Origin of the sequence: Luteibacter mycovicinus, assembly GCF_000745235.1 — a bacterium.
GTDB classification, from domain to species: Bacteria; Pseudomonadota; Gammaproteobacteria; order Xanthomonadales; family Rhodanobacteraceae; genus Luteibacter; species Luteibacter mycovicinus.
In genome coordinates this window covers 3666271-3686170 of sequence record NZ_JQNL01000001.1, presented here as the reverse complement: position 1 = coordinate 3686170, position 19900 = coordinate 3666271, and the positions used below count along the sequence as shown (strand labels likewise).

The 19900-nt window shown below is 64.3% G+C and carries 18 protein-coding genes and 1 tRNA gene; 4 read left to right on the top strand and 15 right to left on the bottom strand.

From position 1 onward, the window contains the following. Positions 1-3: 3 nt before the first annotated feature. The gene (locus FA85_RS16220; RefSeq protein ID WP_036114895.1) at positions 4-1386 is read right to left on the bottom strand and encodes an FAD-binding oxidoreductase; all 1383 of its coding nucleotides are present in this window, start codon (positions 1384-1386) and stop codon (positions 4-6) included. Between the two features lie 115 nt (positions 1387-1501). On the opposite strand from FA85_RS16220, the gene serA reads away from it, so the two are divergent. Further along, entirely contained in the window at positions 1502-2737 is a 1236-nt protein-coding gene (gene serA / locus FA85_RS16215; protein ID WP_036114897.1) for a phosphoglycerate dehydrogenase, read from the top strand. 44 nt (positions 2738-2781) lie between these two features. Here the strand turns inward: serA and FA85_RS16210 are convergent, their stop codons facing one another. Continuing rightward, positions 2782-3732: a GGDEF domain-containing protein gene (locus FA85_RS16210; RefSeq protein WP_036114900.1), complete on the bottom strand. Its 951-nt coding sequence runs from the start codon at positions 3730-3732 to the stop codon at positions 2782-2784. A 151-nt stretch (positions 3733-3883) separates the two neighbouring features. Continuing rightward, positions 3884-4627 (bottom strand): hypothetical protein, encoded by a 744-nt coding sequence (locus tag FA85_RS16205; protein ID WP_036114901.1) that lies wholly within the window; start codon positions 4625-4627, stop codon positions 3884-3886. A gap of 274 nt (positions 4628-4901) precedes the next feature. Here FA85_RS16205 and FA85_RS16200 point away from each other — a divergent pair, with 274 nt between their 5' ends. From FA85_RS16200 to FA85_RS16190, 3 genes are read left to right on the top strand one after another with little or no spacing between them, the layout of a single operon-like run. Further along, on the top strand, positions 4902-6080 hold the full coding sequence (locus FA85_RS16200) for an alpha-hydroxy acid oxidase (RefSeq protein ID WP_036114903.1): 1179 nt from the start codon (positions 4902-4904) through the stop codon (positions 6078-6080). Between the two features lie 40 nt (positions 6081-6120). Next, a complete protein-coding gene (gene aldA / locus FA85_RS16195; RefSeq protein ID WP_036114907.1) occupies positions 6121-7560 on the top strand; it encodes an aldehyde dehydrogenase in 1440 nt (479 codons plus the stop codon). Positions 7561-7586: 26 nt separating this feature from the next. Beyond that, complete coding sequence (locus tag FA85_RS16190; RefSeq protein ID WP_036114909.1) at positions 7587-9758, top strand: PQQ-dependent dehydrogenase, methanol/ethanol family; 2172 nt, start codon at positions 7587-7589, stop codon at positions 9756-9758. A gap of 94 nt (positions 9759-9852) precedes the next feature. Here the strand turns inward: FA85_RS16190 and FA85_RS16185 are convergent, their stop codons facing one another. From FA85_RS16185 to thrS, 12 genes are all read right to left on the bottom strand, one after another. Next, entirely contained in the window at positions 9853-10656 is an 804-nt protein-coding gene (locus FA85_RS16185) for an IS3 family transposase (RefSeq protein WP_239739737.1), read from the bottom strand. Between the two features lie 8 nt (positions 10657-10664). Next, positions 10665-10991 carry a transposase gene (locus FA85_RS16180; RefSeq protein WP_036109331.1) on the bottom strand — a complete coding sequence of 109 codons (327 nt, stop codon included), beginning with the start codon at positions 10989-10991 and terminating at the stop codon, positions 10665-10667. A 134-nt stretch (positions 10992-11125) separates the two neighbouring features. Continuing rightward, the gene (locus FA85_RS16175; RefSeq protein WP_081907553.1) at positions 11126-12097 is read right to left on the bottom strand and encodes a LysR substrate-binding domain-containing protein; all 972 of its coding nucleotides are present in this window, start codon (positions 12095-12097) and stop codon (positions 11126-11128) included. A gap of 241 nt (positions 12098-12338) precedes the next feature. Continuing rightward, positions 12339-12415: transfer RNA gene (locus FA85_RS16170), tRNA-Pro, on the bottom strand. A gap of 46 nt (positions 12416-12461) precedes the next feature. Beyond that, entirely contained in the window at positions 12462-12818 is a 357-nt protein-coding gene (locus FA85_RS16165) for a MerR family transcriptional regulator (RefSeq protein WP_036114913.1), read from the bottom strand. Next, positions 12799-13098: an integration host factor subunit alpha gene (ihfA, locus tag FA85_RS16160; protein WP_036114917.1), complete on the bottom strand. Its 300-nt coding sequence runs from the start codon at positions 13096-13098 to the stop codon at positions 12799-12801. The genes FA85_RS16165 and ihfA overlap by 20 nt, the downstream gene beginning before the upstream one ends. A gap of 1 nt (position 13099) precedes the next feature. Further along, the gene (pheT, locus tag FA85_RS16155) at positions 13100-15481 is read right to left on the bottom strand and encodes a phenylalanine--tRNA ligase subunit beta (RefSeq protein ID WP_036114920.1); all 2382 of its coding nucleotides are present in this window, start codon (positions 15479-15481) and stop codon (positions 13100-13102) included. Between the two features lie 28 nt (positions 15482-15509). Then, on the bottom strand, positions 15510-16502 hold the full coding sequence (gene pheS, locus FA85_RS16150) for a phenylalanine--tRNA ligase subunit alpha (RefSeq protein ID WP_036114923.1): 993 nt from the start codon (positions 16500-16502) through the stop codon (positions 15510-15512). 110 nt (positions 16503-16612) lie between these two features. Beyond that, positions 16613-16972, bottom strand: coding sequence for a 50S ribosomal protein L20 (rplT, locus tag FA85_RS16145; protein WP_036114926.1), 360 nt, complete (start codon positions 16970-16972; stop codon positions 16613-16615). Positions 16973-16986: 14 nt separating this feature from the next. Continuing rightward, a complete protein-coding gene (gene rpmI / locus FA85_RS16140) occupies positions 16987-17184 on the bottom strand; it encodes a 50S ribosomal protein L35 (protein WP_036114929.1) in 198 nt (65 codons plus the stop codon). Positions 17185-17350: 166 nt separating this feature from the next. Further along, on the bottom strand, positions 17351-17893 hold the full coding sequence (gene infC, locus FA85_RS16135) for a translation initiation factor IF-3 (RefSeq protein ID WP_176167743.1): 543 nt from the start codon (positions 17891-17893) through the stop codon (positions 17351-17353). A 28-nt stretch (positions 17894-17921) separates the two neighbouring features. Continuing rightward, positions 17922-19823, bottom strand: coding sequence for a threonine--tRNA ligase (gene thrS, locus FA85_RS16130; protein ID WP_036114935.1), 1902 nt, complete (start codon positions 19821-19823; stop codon positions 17922-17924). Positions 19824-19900: the final 77 nt, after the last annotated feature.

Here is a 19900-nt window from a genome sequence, read left to right as displayed (position 1 = left end):
GCCTTAGAGCAGCTTCCCGGGATTCATGATGCCGTTCGGGTCCCACACCGACTTGATCCCGCGCATCAGGGCGATCTCGGCTTCGCTGCGGACACTACCTAGCCAGGGCTTCTTGACCAGGCCGATACCGTGCTCAGCGGAAATACTGCCCCCGTGGCGCTGCAGCGTGTCGACCAGCAGCGAGGTGACGTGCTCGCACTGTTCGACAAAGGCCGCATTGTCGAGATCGGCCGGCTTCAGCACGTTGATATGCAGATTGCCGTCACCGATGTGGCCGAACCAGACGACATCGAAGTGGGGGTATTCAGCGGACAGCAACGCCTGCATCTCCGCCATGAACGCCGGGACCGCGGAAATCCGCACGGAGACGTCGTTTTTATACGGCTTATGCGGCGCCAGCGACTCGGTAATCCCTTCGCGCAGACGCCACAACGACGCCGCCTGCGCATCGCTGGAGCTGATCGCGCCATCGACCACCCAGCCTTCGCCCAGACAAAACTCGAAGAACGCCAGTGCCGCGGCTTCGGCGGCCTCGTCCGGGGTATCGAATTCGGTGACGACGTAGAACGGGTAGTCCTCGTCGAACGGGCGCTGCGTACCGTGCGCCGTCACGTGCAGCAATGCACGATCGGTAAAGAATTCGAACGCGCCGAGTGGGAGACGGTGGCGCGCCTCGGCGAAGACCTTCATCAGTGCGTCCATCGCCGGAACCGCGAGCAGCATCACTTGCGAGGGCGGCGGCGGTGACGTGAGGCTCAGGGTGGCTTCGACGACGATGCCGAGCGTGCCTTCCGAGCCGATCACCAGATGGCGCAGGTCGTAGCCGGACGCGTTCTTGATCAGGCCCCGGTTGAGATCCAGCAGCTCGCCGGTCCCGGTAACGACCTTAAGACCCGCGACCCATTGTCGCGTGTTGCCGTAACGGATCACGCGGATGCCGCCGGCGTTGGTCGCGATATTGCCGCCGATCTGGCAGGAGCCCCGCGCGGCGAAATCCACCGGGTAAAGCAATCCGCGTTCCTTCGCCGCGTTGTGCACGGCCTCCAGGGCGATGCCCGGCTGGACGGTCAGGGTGCGGTCGATCGGGTCGAAGTCGAGCACGCGGTTCATCCGGTCGAGGGTCACCACCAGCTCGCCGTTGGCCGCCACGGCACCGCCGGAAAGGCCCGTCCGGCCGCCCGAAGGCACCAGGGCCACGCCCTGCCCGCTCGCCCAGCGGACGATGCCCTGCACCTCTTCCACGGTCGCCGGGTAGGCAATGGCGAGCGGCGCGGGCGTCCAGCGACGGGTCCAGTCGCGGCCATGGTGCTCGAGGTCGCCCGGATCGGTCGACAGCCTGAGTTCGGGAAGGAGGCGGGCCAGTTCGGCCAGGCGCGGGTCGGTCATGGGAGTCTCGCTCGGGTATCCACCGAGGGTGCCAGTCCGCCGGGTGCGCTGCAACATGGGCGTCACGATCTGGCATAGTGGTCAGCCCTGAATCCGCGAAGCAGAAGCGTCAGCCATGAAGCGCACGTCGTACCCGAAAGAAGACATCAAGGTGCTGCTCCTCGAAGGCGTCAGCCGCAGCGCGCTCGACACCTTCCGCCAGGCCGGCTACTCGCAGATCGAGTTTCACGAGAAGTCACTGCCCGAGGACGAGCTGAAAGAGCGCATCGCCGATGCGCACATCGTCGGTATCCGCTCGCGCACGCATCTCTCCGCCGACGTGCTTGCGGAGGCCCGCCGCCTGATCGCCGTTGGCTGCTTCTGCATCGGCACCAACCAGGTAGATACGGTCGACGCCGAGCGACTGGGCGTGCCGGTCTTCAACGCGCCCTACTCCAACACGCGCAGCGTGGCGGAGCTGGTCATCGCCGAAACGATCATGCTGGTCCGCCGCATCCCGGAAAAGAACGCCGAGTGCCACCGCGGCGGCTGGTCCAAGTCGGCCGCCGGCAGCTTCGAGGTCCGCGACAAGGTGCTCGGCATCGTCGGTTACGGCCACATCGGTACCCAGGTCGGCGTGCTCGCCGAATCGCTGGGCATGCGCGTGATTTTCCACGACGTCGAGCCGAAGCTTTCGCTGGGCAATGCACGCCCCGCGGCCAGTCTGGACGACCTGCTCGAGCGCGCCGACGTCATCACGCTGCACGTGCCGGAAACACCGCAGACAAAGAACCTGATCGGCGCCGCCGAGATCGCCCGCATGCGTCCCGGCTCGATGCTGATCAACGCCTCGCGCGGCACCGTGGTGGATATCGACGCACTGGCCGACGCCCTGCGTACGAAGCACCTCGCCGGTGCGGCGATCGATGTGTTCCCGGTGGAACCCAAGGGCAATACCGATCCGTTCGTCTCGCCACTGGTCGGCATGGACAACGTCATCCTGACCCCGCACGTCGGCGGCAGTACGGCCGAGGCGCAGGAGAACATCGGTATCGAGGTAGCGTCCAAGCTGGTCCGCTATAGCGACAACGGCAGCACGCTCTCGGCGGTGAATTTCCCCGAAGTGTCCCTGCCCGGCCACCCGACCAGCCGCCGCCTGCTGCACATCCATCGGAACATTCCGGGTGTGCTGTCGCGGGTCAACGAGGTGTTCTCCAAAGCGGCGGTCAACATCGACGGCCAGTATCTGCAGACCTCGCCGCAAGTCGGTTATGTCGTGATCGACGTGACCACCAGCGAGGAGCATGCCGTGGCGTTGCGTAACGAGCTGGCGGCGATCGAGGGTACGCTTCGGGCACGCGTGCTTTACTGAAATCCCATGACTGGAAAAGCCGGCTGGATCAGCCAGCCGGCCTCTCAGACGGTCAGGTCATCCGCAACCACCCGGGCACGACCCCGCTGCTTGGCCATGTAGAGCCGCTGGTCGGCGCGCTTGATGAAGGCCGACAGCTCATCGCCCTCCTTCGGCACGATGCTGTTGACGCCCGCGCTCATGGTGATGCGCTTGCCCGAACCGATGCCCGCGTGCGGGATCAATGCCTTGTCGACCAGATCGAGGCAGCGCCATCCCAGCGCCAACGCTTCGGCCTCATCGGTATCCGGCAACAACAGCACGAACTCCTCACCACCGAAGCGGCACAGGAGGTCGGCGGGTCGACGCACGATGCCGGACAGCGCTGAAGCAACACGCTTCAGGCACTCGTCGCCCTCCAGATGCCCGTAGTGATCGTTGTACTGCTTGAAGAAATCGATATCGAGGACGACGAGCGAAATGGACTTGTGACTGTCTTTGGCGTCGCGCCATTCCGTCTCCATCATCGTGTCGAAACGACGACGGTTGGGCACGCCGGTCAGGCCATCCTTGAAGGACAGCTCTTCGAGCTCGCGCTGCATGTTGAGCAGCTTTTCTTCCGTGCGCTTGCGCTCGCTGATGTCGAACATGAAGCCGACCAGCGCATTCGGGGTGCCGTCCTCATTGCGCACCACATGCACGACATCGCGAATCCAGACGAAGGTGCCGTCCTTGCGCAGCGCGCGATAATCGGCCTCGTGATCGATGCCCGCCATCGACTGCGAGACACAGAAGTCGAAAACCCACGCGCGGTCCTCGGGGTGCATGCGATCGGCCCAGTCCTGCACGGTCATCCAGGATTCGGGTGCCCAGCCGAGCAGCTCCTCGATCTGCGGTCCCACATAGGCAAAACGCAGCGTCGCCCAGTCGATCTTCCATGGAATGGCGCGCGTCGATTCGAGCAGCGTCTTGTAGACCGCGACGTCGTCGTCGCGAACGATGTCCTGGATACTCATGCATTCCCCCCATGCGGCAGGCTCGCCACGGACGGAATGATCGCCTGCTGTCGACGTGGGCGCCAGTGGATCCTCGCCAGAACACCGCGCGACCGCCTCGGCCAGGTCTTCCATGCCATCTGGCCGAAGGCTGGAGCAAACTCTCGGCGGGTCATGCGGCGGGCAACGGAATAGCGAACCAGCCCATGCATGCCAGCCCCTTCACCGTAACGGGATCGTCGGTCAGCTCCGGGAAGTCCACGCGCGCCGAAACGATATGGCAGCCGCCCGGTGACTCGAGCAGGAGCTGCGGCCCGGGCCCACAGGGGCCGATGATTTCGTCGACGTCGCCCGTCCGGGGCGCCGTGACCTGCCTCGCCAGACGCGGCGCGTAGCGCTCGGCCTCGCCCGAATAGGCGACGTCAACCACCACCGTCGCCTGCCCTCCGCCGCTATCCCTTCGGGTCACGATCCGTACCCCATCGGCCAATTCGATGGGCGATAGCGGCGGACCGACGGCAACGCGGACCGATGGGGCGAAGGTCGAACCGGGCTGCGCTGAGCCGGAGATGGCGATCTCGTATACATGGCCCGACCTGAAGCCGCCCTCGGGCGCGACGAGGTAGTAGCCATCCCGGTCCGGGCGTTTCAGGCCCACGACATGCGTATGAAGGCGTTCAGTGGTCGTGCGGTCGGTGACGATGAAATCATCCGGCGAGGGCGCGTGAGGCACACCATCGCGAACGTCCACATACAGGGCACCCCGCGCATTCGACGGCAGGTTCTGTTCGGCGCCGCTGGCCGAGTAGCCGACGGAAAAACCGGTGGGCTGCCAGAACACGGGCTGGCAGGCGAACACCGCCGGAGAGGCGACGAAAGAGGCTGCAAGCAACAGGCGGCTTACGAAAGACTTCATTGATTTCGCGACCTCGACGGGGTGACCTCCTGTTCAACGCCCCTGCCGCCCCTCCGGGGTTAAAACGCTTACGAAACAAAACCAGCTATGCGCAGCACGCCTATGCTGCGCTGCGTTCTGGCGAACGGGCGGCGCTGCAGAGCCGCTGCGCCATTCCTTCCGCACCGCAGCATAAAGACCCGCCACGAGCGCTTGCCTGACAGGAAATTATTTCGTTCAGGCGCAGCGACCGCCTGCCTAGCATCCGGCAGGTTTTTCGTTTCGATGGTCCAGCATGCCCACTCCGATCACCTGCGTCGCCGACCTTCGGCATCTCGCCCGCAAACGTGTGCCTCGCGCGTTTTTCGACTACGACGACCGCGGCTCTTATGAAGAAGTGACGCTGCGCGACAACCGCGCCGTCTTCGATCGCATCCACCTGCGCCAGCGCGTCATGATCGATGTCGATCGCCGTGATCTGACCACCGAAGTGATCGGCCAGCCGCTGTCCGTGCCGCTGGCGATCGCGCCGACCGGCCTCACCGGCCTGACCCACGGCTCGGGCGAGATCCTCGCCGCCCGCGCGGCGGCGGCCGCCGGGATCCCCTTCTGCCTGAGCACCATGTCGATCTGCTCGGTCGAACAAGTCGCCGCGGCGGTGAAGGACCCGTTCTGGTTTCAGATCTACGTGATGCGCGACCGGGGCTTTACCAGGTCGCTGATCACCCGTGCCCGCGAGGCGGGCTGCTCCGCGCTGATGGTGACCGCCGACCTGCAGATCCAGGGTCAGCGCCATCGCGAGATCAAGAACGGCATGACGGTGCCGCCGAAGCTGACGATGCGCAATCTCGTCGACATCCTCGGCAAGCCACGCTGGGTGAGCGGCGTCCTGTCCGCGCCGAGTCGCTCGTTCGGCAATCTGGCCGGGCAGATCGACGGGGCGGATGGCCTCACTACCCTCGCGCAGTGGATCGGCAACCAGTTCGATCCGCGACTGACCTGGGACGACATCGGCTGGATCCGCGACCTGTGGCCGGGCAAGCTGATCCTCAAAGGGATCATGGAGCCCGATGACGCACGCTCAGCGGTCAAGGCGGGCGTCGACGCGATCGTCGTCTCCAACCATGGCGGGCGGCAGCTCGATGGCGCCGTCGCTTCCGCTTACGCCCTGCCCCGTGTCGTCGACGCCGTCGGCAACGACATCGAGGTTCTTTTCGACGGCGGCATCCAGACCGGCCAGGCGCTTCTGAAATCGCTGGCCCTTGGCGCGCGTGCCGGCCTCATCGGCAAGGCCTTCCTCTACGGCCTCGGTGCCATGGGCCAGGAAGGCGTGACCAGGGTGATCGAGATCCTGCGGCGCGAGCTGGATGTCAGCATGGCGCTGACCGGCAACACCTCGGTGCGCGCCCTCGATCGTTCCATTCTTCTCGACGAACGCGGTGAGCCCTGGCTCCCGCTTCGCCCCACCGCTTGAACACCCCGCGCCGCATGGCGCGCGTACCCAAGGAAACGATATGAGCAGCAGCTACCAGAATTACATCGGCGGACGGTTCGTCAGCGACTCGTCCGATGGCAGCGTCGAGGTCACCAACCCGGCAACGCAGGCCGTGCTCGGCCATGTGCCGGAAGCCTCCGCCGGTACCGTGGCCTCCGCCGTGGACGCCGCGCGCAAGGCGCAGCCGGCGTGGTCGAAGCTGCCCGCCATCCAGCGCGCCAATGCACTGCGCGCGATCTCGGCCAAGGTGCGCCAGCATCGCGAGCGCCTGGCCGCGCTGATCGTCGCCGAACAAGGCAAGACGCAGGGTCTCGCCGCGGTCGAGGTCGACTTCACCGCCGACTACATCGATTACATGGCCGAATGGGCGCGCCGTCTCGAAGGCGAGGTGCTCACCAGCGACCGCCCGGGCGAAAGCATCTTCCTGCTGCGCAAGCCGATCGGCGTCGTCGCCGGCATCCTGCCGTGGAACTTCCCGTTCTTCCTGATCGCCCGCAAGATGGCTCCCGCACTGGTCACCGGCAATACCGTGGTGATCAAGCCCAGCGAAGAAACGCCGCTCAATGCGTTCGAGTTCGCGAAGCTGGTCGCGGAGACCGACCTGCCCGAGGGCGTGTTCAACCTCATCGGCGGCACCGGTGCCAAGGCCGGCGCGGCACTGACCGACAACCCGGGCGTCGGCCTGATCAGCTTCACCGGCAGCGTCGAGACCGGCAGCCGCATCATGCAGACGGCGGGCAAGCACCTCACCCGCGTGAACCTGGAACTGGGCGGCAAGGCGCCGGCGATCGTGCTGGCCGATGCCGACCTCGACCTCGCCGCGAAGGCCATCACCGATTCGCGCGTGATCAACACCGGGCAGGTGTGCAACTGCGCCGAGCGCGTCTACGTCGACCGCAAGGTCGCCGACGAATTCGTCGAGAAGCTTCGCCGGAACATGGCCGCCACGACCTATGGCGATCCCGGCGCGGATGCGTCCGTCGGCATGGGCCCGCTGATCAACAAGGCAGGCCTGGACAAGGTACGCGGTGCGGTCGAGCGAGCCGTCGCCGCGGGCAACGAAGTGATCACGGGCGGCAAGGTCGCCGACCTCGGCCAGGGCTTCCATTACGAGCCGACCGTGCTGATCGCGAAAAACAACGATCAGGAAATCATCCGTAAGGAGACCTTCGGTCCGGTCCTGCCTATCGTGCTGGTCGACGGTCTGGAACAGGCGGTCGCCTACTCCAACGACTCCGACTACGGCCTTACCTCGTCGCTGTATACGCGCGATCTCAACAGCGCCTTCCGTGGTGTGCGCGATCTCGAATTCGGCGAAACGTACGTCAACCGCGAAAACTTCGAAGCCATGCAGGGCTTCCACGCCGGTCGTCGCAAGTCGGGCATCGGCGGCGCCGACGGCAAGCACGGCCTTTACGAATACACCGAAACGCACGTCGTCTACATCCAGCACGACTGATGGCGCGACACACGAGGGGAGACACCATGAAACCAGCAAGCGGAAAGCCAGCCCGGTTCCTGACGATGACGACGGCACTCGCCCTCGCCCTCGTCGGCGGGTCCACCACTTTTGCCCAGGATGCCGCCAGGGGACCGGCCGCCGTCGACGGCGCGCGCATCGTCAATGCCGACAAGGAACCCGGCAACTGGATGACCACCGGACGCACGTACGACGAGCAGCGCTACAGCCCGTTGAAGCAGATCACCGACAAGAACGTCGACAAGCTAGGCCTGGCATGGACGTACAAGATCGACATCGATCGCGGCGTCGAAGCGACACCCATCGTCGTCGACGGTGTGATGTACACCACGGGCCCCTTCTCCATCGTTTACGCACTTGACGCGAAAACCGGCCAGCTGAAATGGAAGTACGACCCGAAGTCGGACCGTGCACGCGCAGGCGAAGCCTGCTGCGACGCGGTGAACCGCGGTGTGGCCGTGTGGAATGGCAAGGTCTACGTGGGCGTGCTCGACGGCCGTCTCGAGGCGATCGACGCGAAGACCGGCACGAAGGTCTGGTCGGTCGATACGCGCTACGACACCACGCGAAGCATCTCGATCACCGGCGCGCCGCGCATCGTCGAAGGCAAGGTGATCATCGGTAACGGTGGCGCCGAGTACGGCACGCGCGGCTACATCACCGCGTACGACGCCGAGACCGGCAAGCAGGACTGGCGCTTCTGGACGGTGCCGGGCGATCCGGACAAGCCGGCCGAGAACAAGGCGATGGAAATCGCCCGTCCGACGTGGACCGGTCGTGCGTTCGTCACGCAGGGTGGCGGCGGTACCGTATGGGATTCGATGTCGTACGATCCCGAGCTGAAGCTGCTCTACATCGGCGTGGGCAACGCGTCGTCGTGGAATCCGAAGTTCCGCAGCGAAGGCAAGGGCGACAACCTGTTCCTGTCGTCCATCGTGGCGATCCATGTGGACACCGGCGAGTACGCATGGCACTACCAGACTACCCCGGGCGACGCCTGGGACTTCACGGCGACCGCGCACATCATCCTTGCCGACATAAAGATCGACGGCAAGGTGCGCAAGGTAGCCATGCAGTCGCCGAAGAACGGCTACTTCTACGTCATCGATCGCACCAACGGCAAGCTGCTGTCGGCGAAGAACATCATCCCGCTCAGCTGGTCCAGTGGCGTCGACATGAAGACCGGTCGTCCGAAGGTCAATCAAAGCGCCGAATACTGGAAGGATCCGGAACACAAGCCGCATCTGGTGCAACCCGCGTTCTGGGGCGCGCACGACTGGCAGCCGATGTCGTACAGCCCGGATACGGGTCTGGTCTACATCCCGACGCACATCATGTCGGCGTACTACCAGGATCTGGCCAAGGAACCGCCGCGTCGCAAGTTCAAGAGCGCCTATCAGCTCGGCGCGGATGCCGGCATGGTGCCCGAGGCGGAGAAGGAGCTGCGCGAACTGGCCAACACCTGGAGCGGCAAGCTCACGGCCTGGGACCCGAAGACGCAGAAGATGGTCTGGGAAGTCCCGTACAAGACGATCTTCAACGGCGGCGTGCTGTCCACCGCGGGCAACCTCGTCTTCGAAGGCACCGCCGACGGTCGCGTCGTGGCGTACTCCGCCGACAAGGGTAAAAAACTCTGGGAGCAGCCGGCCAACACGGGCGTCATGGCCGCACCGATCACCTATACGGTGGACGGCGAGCAGTACGTGACTTTCATGGTCGGCTGGGGCGGCGCGTTCTCGACCTTTGAAGGCGGCATCTCGCTCAACGCCGGTGTGCTGCCTAACGCACAAGTCCTTACCTATAAGCTCGGCGGCACCGCCAAACTGCCGGACTTCAAGTACAAGCACGCCGACCACAAGCTCGATCCGCCGCCTCTCACGGGCACACCGGAACAGATCGCCGAAGGGCAGAAGGCGTTCGGTGCCAACTGCTCGCAGTGCCACGGTATCAACGCGGTCTCCGGCGGCGTGCTGCCCGACCTGCGCCTCCTGTCGAAGGAAAACCACGCGCGCTTCGCCGCCATCGTCTACGGCGCCCGCGTCATGGACGGCATGCCCTCGTTCGCCGACAGCCTCACCATGCAGCAGGTGGAAGAGGTGCATCAGTACCTGATCAAGCGGGCCCACGACCTGAAGGACTCACCGACCAGGGAACCGCGCGCCGCGCAACAGCCGTAATAAATCCCGGGGATCGCGCCCCACGCGCGATTCCCCTTGATCGGTAGGAGCGCGCCTGTAGTGGCCGGGTATTTGAGGACCACGCATAGGAGCGTTAAGCCGCCATCCTCTCAAACTCGGCTGGCGGGCGGTAGTCGAGCGCGGAGTGCAGGCGCTCGTGGTTGTAATAGCGAACCAGATAGTCGATCGCGTCTTGTGATGCCAGAGCTCGGGTCGGGAAGGTTTCCTCGCCGAACCACTCCTGTTTAAGGCTTCGGAAGACGCGTTCGACGACGGCGTTGTCCCAGCAGTTCCCCTTTCGGCTCATGCTTTGAACGATGCCGTGCCGGGCCAGATGTTGGGTGTAGCGATCGGAGGTGTACGAGGCGCCCTGGTCGGTGTGGATGACTAACCCGGGAGCCGGCTGGCGCAAGCCGATGGCCAGTTCGTTGGCCTTGATGGCCAGTCGTGAATCGGGCGTGTGGCTTGTGGCCCAGCCGACGATTCGCCGGGAGTACAGATCGACCACGATGGCCAGATAGAGGAAGCCCTGGCCCGTTCGGATGAAGGTGATGTCGCCGGCCCAGGTCTGGTTGGGACGCGCCGGATCGAACTGTCGGTTGACGATATTTTCGGCCGGTGCAGGTTTCGTGTTGCGTCTGGCGTAATGAAACCGCTTCTTCCTCAGTCGAATGTCCAGCCGGCGCATCAGTGTCGCCGCCCGTTCGCGACCCACACGAAAGCCGTGCCGGCACAGGCTGCGCGCAAGGCGGCGTGCGCCATAGCTGCGGCGACTATCCCGATGAATGGCCAGAGCGGTCTGGGCAAGCCCTTCGTCGATGGCGGGAGCCGCCTTGACGGGGGCGTAGTGCCGGCTCCGGGGCCAGCCAAGAATCGCGTAGACCTGTCGTATCGACAAATCCCCTCTCACCTTTTGGACGATCTCGGCTTTCGCAAGATGGCGGCCAGGTGAGAGGGCAACTGTTTTTTTAGGACGTCACGCTCCTGTGCCAACACCGCACGAGCGTCTTCAGAGGCTTTCAGCTGTCCCTGAAGCTGCGCGATGAGGCGCCGCTGCTCCACCGGATCGTCCGGTATCGCCGCTTGCCGTTCACGCCATTCCTCCACCCATCGCCTCAGGGCCGTCGGCCCCAGACCCATCATCTGAGCGGCTTGAGGCGGGGTATATCCCACCTCGACCACCAGTCGTATTGCCTCGGCTTTGACCGCTGCCGGAATTTTTCTATGAGCCATGATTCACCTCGCAGGAGATTTTGCTCCTACTTGGTGGTCCTGAAAAACCCGGCCATTACAGCCCTGCGCGCGATGCCTTTCCACACGGAAAAGCATCGCGCGCGGGGCGCGCTCCTACATTTGGGTCATCGCGATTAAGGCCTCTGCGCCTCCACACAGACCTCCCGCAACCACGCGATAAACGCACCTCGCGCCTCGTCGGGCTCCGCCACGCGGTGCCAGCACAGGTGATAGGCGTACGCCGGTTCCGCTTCGACCGCGAACAGCTTGATCAGCTTGCCGTTCTGCAGATGACGCCGCGCAAGACTGCGCCGGACCAGCGCCACGCCATGTCCATTGAGCGCCGCCTCCATCAACATGCCGAGGTCCATCAGCCGATGGCCGTCCGTCGGTTCGGCGGTATCGCCCTGCCCCGTCTCGGTGCGGGCGGCACGCATCCATGGCCCCCAAGGCTCGAGCGGACAGCGCAGCAGGATCGCGCGACGGATCATGTCGGCCGGCGAGTCGAAACGAATCTGCGCGAGGTAAGCCGGACTCGCCACGGGGAAAACCGTCTCGCTGGTGAGGCGCTCACTGTCCACGCCCTCGAAGCGTCCGTCACCGAAGCGCACTTCCACATCCCAACCCGGCGCCGTGATGTCGAGATACGGGATGGACGGCATCAGCTCGAGCTCGATGTCCGGATACCGCTGAGTGAAAGCATGCAGGTGCGGGACGAGAAGATCGCGCCCGAACGTCGGTGGCGTGGCGACACGCAGCCGTCGACGTGATGATGAATCGCGGCGGTGATACGCGGAGCGCGTCAGCAGACCGAGCGCGACGTTGACCTGCTCGAGGTATTCGCGGCCGATAGCGGTGGGCTCGACGCCGCGGCCTGTGCGCGAAAGCATCTTTACGCCGAGGAGGGACTCGAGTCCGGCGACGCGTTTGGCGACGGCGCTGGGCGTGACTGCCAGCTCGTAACTCGCGCGTTCGAAAGAGCCTAATCGTGCGGCGGCTTCCAGCGCCCTCAGATGCGCCGTCGAAGGCAGACGTACGTTGTTCTGCTCGAGCGAGTGCAGCCGGTGATCGAGCCCGTCATTCGACGGACGGCGTGGAAAATTCATCCGCGGGCCTCTGTTTTTCAGAAGGTCACATTACCAGCGTACGCAAGGAATTGAAGATCAGCGCGCCCACGTTGCCAGCAGCGCTGCGACGTCGCGACGGAGCATTCGCGTCTGGAGGTCACGACGGAGTTCCAGCGGAAGTCGAAAAAGGTGCCGGTGGTCCGGGAGTTCACGGCTGCGCCAGTGGCTGGTACGGCCCCAACGAAAAAAGGCGCCCCGTGAGGGACGCCTTTTCGAATAATGGTCGGGGTGGCGAGATTCGAACTCGCGACCACTACACCCCCAGCGTAGTGCGCTACCAGGCTGCGCTACACCCCGACGAGCAAACGATTGTAACAGCAACGCCGCGATCTGCGGAAGCGGGTCAGCGACGAAGCAGGGTCAGGACTTCTTCGAGCTCCAGGCGGACCTGGCGGACGATCTGGTGGGACATGCTCGCTTCCATACGGGCCTGGGGGCCCTCGAGGCGTGCGCGCGCACCCGTAATGGTGAAACCCTCGTCGTACAGCAGCGAGCGGATCTGGCGGATCATCAGCACGTCGTGGCGCTGGTAGTAGCGGCGGTTGCCGCGGCGCTTGACGGGCTTCAGGGCCGGAAATTCCTGCTCCCAGTAGCGAAGGACATGCGGCTTGACGCCGCAAAGCTCGCTTACTTCACCGATGGTGAAGTAGCGCTTCGCCGGGATCGCCGGAAGTTCGGTGTTATTCCCTGGATCCAGCATAGCCCTCGACTCTTACCTTGAGTTTCTGGCCAGGACGGAAGGTGACGACCCGCCGGGCAGAGATGGGAATTTCTTCGCCGGTCTTGGGATTGCGACCCGGCCGCTGATTTTTCTGACGCAGATCGAAATTGCCGAAGCCCGACAACTTGACCTGCTCGCCCCGCTCGAGAGCTTCACGAACGACTTCGAAGTACGCGTCAACGAACTCTTTGGCCTCACGCTTGTTGAGACCTACGTCGAGGAAAAGCCGCTCGGCCATTTCCGCCTTGGTCAGCGCCATCTTATCCTCGCAATCTTGCCTTGCATGTCTTCTCCAATGCCCCCACCGCTTCTGCCACACGAGCGTCGGCATCTTCGTCGGTAAGGGTGCGTGAAGCGTCCTGTAAAATCAAGCCCATAGCGAGACTCTTTCGCCCTTCGTCGATCCCTTTCCCGGCGTATCGGTCGAACAGGCGGATCTCACGCAGGACCTCGCCGAGGGCGCCACGAACGGCTGCCTCGACGGCCGACCAGGAGACGTCGTCAGGCAGTTCGACCGCGATATCACGACGCACGGCGGGGAACCGGGCCACGCGCGCCGCGCTGGGCAGGCGTCGGGCCAGTACCGGCTCGAGGGCCAGCTCCATCACATGAACATCCGGACCGAGATCCAGGGCCTTCGCGAGTGCCGGGTGCAGGGCACCTAAGTAACCGGCCGGCAGTCCGTCGCGAAGTACGCGTGCGCCACGCCCGGGATGCAGCCAGGACGGCAGATCGTCAGTGTCGACCGACCAGCGGGCCGGCTCACCCGTGTGAGCGATCAGCGCGTCGAGGTCACCCTTGAGGTCGAAGAAGTCGACCGTGCGGGACGCTTCGCCCCACTGCTCCGCCCGTGCATTGCCTGAAGCGACGACGGCCACCCGGCCGATCTCGTCCGGGGCACCGCCCGTCGCGTGGAAGCTGCGCGCCACTTCGAACAGACGAACGCGCTCCTGCTGGCGGGCACGATTGTGACGCAGCGCTTCGACCAGACCCGGCAACAGCGAGGTACGCATGACGGCGAGGTCGGCCGACAGCGGATTGGCGAGCGGTACCCAGGCGTGATCCACGCCCCAGGTTTTCAGCAGGTCGGCGCTGAGGAACGAGAGCGTGACCGCCTCGAAATAGCCACGCGCGGCCAGCTGGTCGCGCAGCGCCATCTCGCTCAGGCGCGCTTCCGGCTCGGACCGCAGGGCGATCTGACCGGCGGGGATATGGGTCGGGATGCGCTCGTAACCATGAATACGGGCGACCTCTTCGATCAGGTCCTCCTCGCGCTCGATGTCGAAGCGGCTGCTCGGCGGCGTGACTTTCCAGCCGTCCGCGATTTCCTCGACGCCCATGCCCAGCGCGGTGAAGATGCGGGTCACTTCGGCGGCGGCGACGTCGATACCGAGGATGCGACGCAGACGCGCATGACGGAGGACGACAGGCGCGTGCTCGCGCAGGTCTTCGAGCCGCTCGGCGACCGTCACCGGACCGGCCTGGCCGCCGGCAATCTGCAGCAGCAGTTCGGTGGCGCGTTCCATCGCACGCTTCGGCAGGGCCGGGTCGACACCGCGTTCGTAGCGATGCGAGGCATCCGTATGGAGGCCGAGCTTGCGTGCGCGACCCATGATGGCCGACGGCGCGAAGTGCGCAGCCTCGAGAAAAATATTGCGCGTGGCATCGGTGACGCGCGAGTCGAAACCGCCCATGACACCGGCGACGGCAAGCGGCGCCGCCTCGTCGGCGATGACGACGAACGACGGATCGAGCTTCGCGTCGCTGCCATCCAGCAGCTTCAGAGTCTCGCCCTGCCCCGCATGACGGACGACGATCGAGCCCGTCAGCTTGTCGTTGTCGAACGCATGCATCGGATGACCGAGCTCGAGCATCACGTACTGAGTGACGTCGACCACCGCGCTGATCGGCCGGATACCCGCGCGGCGCAGACGCTCCGCCATCCACAACGGCGACGCCGTGCTCGCGTCGATACCTTCGATGATGCGACCGAGGTAGCGCGGCGCGTCGGCACCGGCTTCGAGACGGACCGGACGCGTGGCGCTGGCGGTGACGGCGACGTCGCCCACACCGATCGCTTTGACGCGGCTGCCGAAAAGCGCCGCCACATCGTGCGCCAGACCGTTGAGGCCGAGTACGTCCGGACGGTTCGGAGTGATCTTGAGTTCGATGCTGGCGTCGGGAAGACCGAGGTATTCGGCGAGCGGCTTGCCGACCGGTGCATCCACCGGCAGCTCGAGCAGGCCGGAGGCATCCGCATCGAGGCGAAGCTCTTTCGCCGAGCAGAGCATGCCGAACGACTCGACGCCGCGCAGCTTCGCGGCCTTGATATGGATCTCGCCCGGCAGCGTGCTGCCAACGGTTGCCAGCGGCACGCGGATTCCCACGCGCGCATTGGGCGCACCGCAGACGATCTGCACCAGCTCGCCCGTGCCGGCGTCGACCTTGCACACCTGCAGGCGATCGGCTTCGGGATGTTTGGTGGCTTCGACGATCCTGGCGACGACCACGCCGTCGAGACCATCACCCAACTCGGTGACTTCCTCGACTTCCAGGCCGGACATGGTGAGTGCGTGAACCAGCGCCGCGCGATCCGCGTCGATGTCGACCAGCTCGCGCAGCCAGTTTTCGGAGAATTTCATGGGAGCGACTCTCTAATCCGGAGGGCTATCAGGCGAACTGACGGAGGAAGCGCAGGTCGTTCTCGAAGAACGCGCGCAGATCGCCCACGCCGTAACGCAGCATCGCGAAACGCTCGACGCCAAGGCCGAAGGCGAAACCCGTGTAACGCTCCGGATCGATGCCGCAGTTCTTCAGCACGGTCGGGTGGACCATGCCGCAGCCCAGCACTTCGAGCCAGCGCGTGGAGCCGCCTTCGGCGTCCCAGCGGATGTCCACTTCGGCCGAGGGCTCGGTGAAGGGGAAGTAGCTCGGACGGAAGCGCATCTCGAAATCGCGCTCGAAGAACGCGCGGATGAATTCGGCCAGGGTGCCCTTCAGGTCGGCGAAGCTCGAGGTCTCATCGACCAGCAGGCCTTCGATCTGGTGGAACATCGGCGAATGGGTCTGGTCGGAATCGCTGCGATAGACCTTGCCCGGGGCGATGATGCGGATCGGCGGCTGGCGCCCCTGCATCGAACGGATCTGCACCGGCGAGGTATGCGTACGCAGCAGGCGACCGTCACCGAAATAGAAGGTGTCGTGCATCGCGCGCGCGGGATGATGCGGCGGGAAGTTGAGCGCCTCGAAGTTATGCCAGTCGTCCTCGATCTCGGGACCGTCGGCACGCTGGTAACCGAGACGACCGAAGATATCGGCGATGCGCTCGAGCGCGCGGGTGATCGGGTGGATGCCACCGTACTCGCCGTCGCGCCCCGGGAGGCTGACGTCGATTCGCTCGGAAGCGAGGCGGCGATCCAGTTCGGCCTGTTCCAGAGCCTGCTTGCGCGCGGCAATGGCGTCCGTGAGACGCTCCTTGACCCGGTTCACTTCGGCGCCACGCGCCTTGCGCTCGTCACCCGACAACTGACCCAGGGCTTTCAGCGCGGCGGTCACCGCACCGTTCTTTCCCAGCAGGGCGACACGCACGGCATCCAGCGCCTCGAGGGAGGCCGCCGACTCGATGTCGCGCAGGGAGGCGTCGATATGCTCGATCGATTCCATCGGTTTTCCTGACTTTTTCGAGGCACACAAAAAAGTGTGGGGAGAAGGCAAGGCCTTCTCCCCACGTCATCCATCTTCGCGCGATAAGACTACCGCGCGTTTAAAGCGGATTACGCAGCCAGACTGGCCTTGGCCTTCTCTGCGATCGCGCCAAACGCCTTGATGTCGTGCACGGCGAGGTCGGCGAGGACCTTACGGTCGACGGCGATCTCAGCCTTGGCCAGACCGTTGATCAGGCGGCTGTAGGACAGACCGAACTGACGGGCGGCGGCGTTGATACGCACGATCCACAGCGCGCGGAACTGACGCTTACGCTGCTTGCGGCCGATGTAGGCGTACTGACCAGCCTTGATGACGGCCTGGTTGGCTACGCGGAAGACCTTGCGACGGGCGTTGTAATAACCCTTTGCACGGCCGAGGATTTTCTTGTGACGACGACGGGCGGTAACGCCACGCTTAACACGAGCCATGGTTCAACCCTCCCTTAGAGATACGGCAACATGCGAGCTACACCCTTGGTGTCGCACGCTTTGACGTGGTTGGGAGCGCGCAGGCCGCGCTTACGCTTGGTCGACTTCTTCGTCAGGATATGCGACTTGAAGGCGTGACCGGCTTTGAACTTGCCGGATGCGGTCTTGCGAAAACGCTTCGCTGCCGCCCGGTTGGTCTTGATCTTGGGCATCGGAATGCTCCGTATTCGGTGACTGACTGATCCGGCGGCAAGCCCTTGCGGGACAAGCACTTTCCTTCCTGCCGGGTACGGTGATTCGGCCCATCCATACGGGCCGAGCCGGCGATCATACATGAATTCAAACGAAAAAGGGCGCCGGAGCGCCCTTCTCGTTCGATCAGATCTTTTTCTTCGGTCCGATCATCATGACCATCTGGCGGCCTTCGAGGCGGGGGAAGGACTCCACCACACCGTCTTCGCCGATGTCCGTCTGGACCCGGCGGGCCAGATTCTGGCCGAGGTCCTGATGGGACATTTCACGACCGCGGAAGCGGATCGTGACCTTGACCTTGTCGCCTTCTTCCAGGAATTCGCGCATCTTGCGCAGCTTGATCTGGTAGTCGCCCTCGTCGGTGACGGGACGGAACTTCACTTCCTTGATCTCTACCTGCTTCTGCTTCTTCTTGGCAGCCGAGGCCTTCTTCTGGGCTTCGAACTTGAACTTGCCGTAATCCATGATCTTGCAGACCGGCGGATCGCCGTTCGGCTGGATTTCGACGAGATCCATGCCCAGCTCTTCAGCGGCCTTGATGGCGTCATCAGTCCGCATGATTCCGAGCTGCTCGCCTTCCGCGCCAAGCACGCGGACCTGCGGGACACGGATGTCTCTGTTCTTGCGATTGCCCTTGTTATCGGTCGTAGCGATACCGCTATCCTCCAGAAGAATGATCCAAATACCGGACCCCCGCTCAGCGGCGGGTCTCGGCTTCCAAACGTTCGACGAACTGGGCCACGGTCATGCTGCCGAGGTCCTCGCCGCCGCGGGTACGTACGGAGATGGTACCCGTTTCTTTCTCGCGATCACCGACCACGATCAGATAAGGCACCTTCTGCAACGTGTGCTCGCGGATTTTATATCCGACTTTTTCGTTGCGCAAATCGGAGTTTACCCTGAACCCTTGTCCGACAAGGGCTTGGGCCACGTCCTGCACGTAATCGGCCTGAGCGTCCGTAATGCTGAACGCAACTGCCTGAATGGGGGCGAGCCAGGTGGGAAGCAAGCCCGCGTGGTGCTCGATCAGGATGCCGATGAATCGCTCCATCGAGCCGACAATGGCCCGGTGCAGCATGACCGGGTGCTGGCGCTGGCTGTTCTCGTCCACGTACTCGGCGCCCAGACGCTCGGGCATCATGAAATCGACCTGCATCGTGCCCACCTGCCAGGCGCGGCCGATGGAGTCCTTCATGTGGTACTCGATCTTGGGACCGTAGAAGGCGCCCTCACCCGGCAGTTCCTCCCACTCGACGCCAGCCGCCTGCAGGGCCGCCCGCAGGGCGTGCTCGGCCTTGTCCCAGACCTCGTCGGCACCGATGCGCTTGTCGGGACGCAGGGCGATCTTCATGGCGATGTCGCTGAACCCGAAGTCCTCGTAGACCTTCATGGCCTGGGCGTGGAAGGCCGCGACTTCGCCCTCGATCTGCGCCGGGGTGCAGAAGATGTGGCCGTCGTCCTGCGTGAAGGCACGCACGCGCATGATGCCGTGCAGCGCGCCCGAGGGCTCATTGCGGTGACAGCCGCCGAACTCGCCGTAGCGGATCGGCAGGTCGCGGTAGCTGTGCAGGTTGGTGTTGAAGATCTGGATGTGGCCCGGGCAGTTCATGGGCTTCAGGGCGTACGTGCGCTTCTCCGACTCGGTGAAGAACATGTTTTCCTGATAGTTGTCCCAGTGACCGGACTTCTTCCACAGGCTGACGTCCATGATCTGCGGACCACGGACCTCCTGGTAACCGCTCTTCTTGTAAACGCCGCGGACGTACTGCTCGACGGCCTGCCAGATCGCCCACCCCTTCGGGTGCCAGAAGATCATGCCCGGCGCTTCTTCCTGCATGTGGAAGAGGTCGAGCTGCTTGCCGATGCGGCGATGGTCGCGTTTTTCGGCTTCCTCCAGTTGCAGCAGGTAGGCCTTGAGGTCCTTGTCGTTCAACCACGACGTACCGTAGATGCGCGTCAGCATCTCGTTGTTGGAATCGCCGCGCCAGTAGGCGCCGGCGACCTTCATCAGCTTGAACGCGCGGAGCTTGCCGGTGTTGGACACGTGCGGCCCGCGGCAGAGATCGGTGAACTCACCCTGCGTGTAGAGCGAAAGCTCTTCGTTCGCCGGGATGCTCTCGATGATCTGGGCTTTGTACTCTTCACCCAGACCGCGGAAGAAGGTGATCGCCTCGTCGCGGCTCTTGACCGAGCGCGTGACCGGAATCTGTTCCTTGACGATCTTTTCCATCTCGGCCTGGATGGTCTCCAGGTCGTCCGGCGTAAACGGGCGCTCGTAGGCGAAATCGTAGAAGAAACCGTTGTCGATGACCGGGCCGATCGTGACCTGCGCGCCGGGGAACAGCCGCTGCACGGCCTGACCCAGAAGGTGGGCCGTGGAGTGACGCAGGATATCCAGCGCCTCGGGGCTCTTTTCGGTGACGATCTCGAGGGCGGCGTCGTGATCGATCGTGAAGCTGGCATCGACCAGCTTGCCGTCGACCTTGCCCGCGAGGGTGGCCTTGGCGAGGCCGGCACCGATCGAGGCGGCGACGTCCTGCACGGATACGGGGTGATCGAACGGGCGCTGGCTGCCGTCGGGTAGCGTGATCTGGATCATGAATGCGAATTCCGGACAAACAAAAAGGGCGCCATGCGCCCTTCGACAATGACGAAGACGTGGCGGGGGGTCAGATT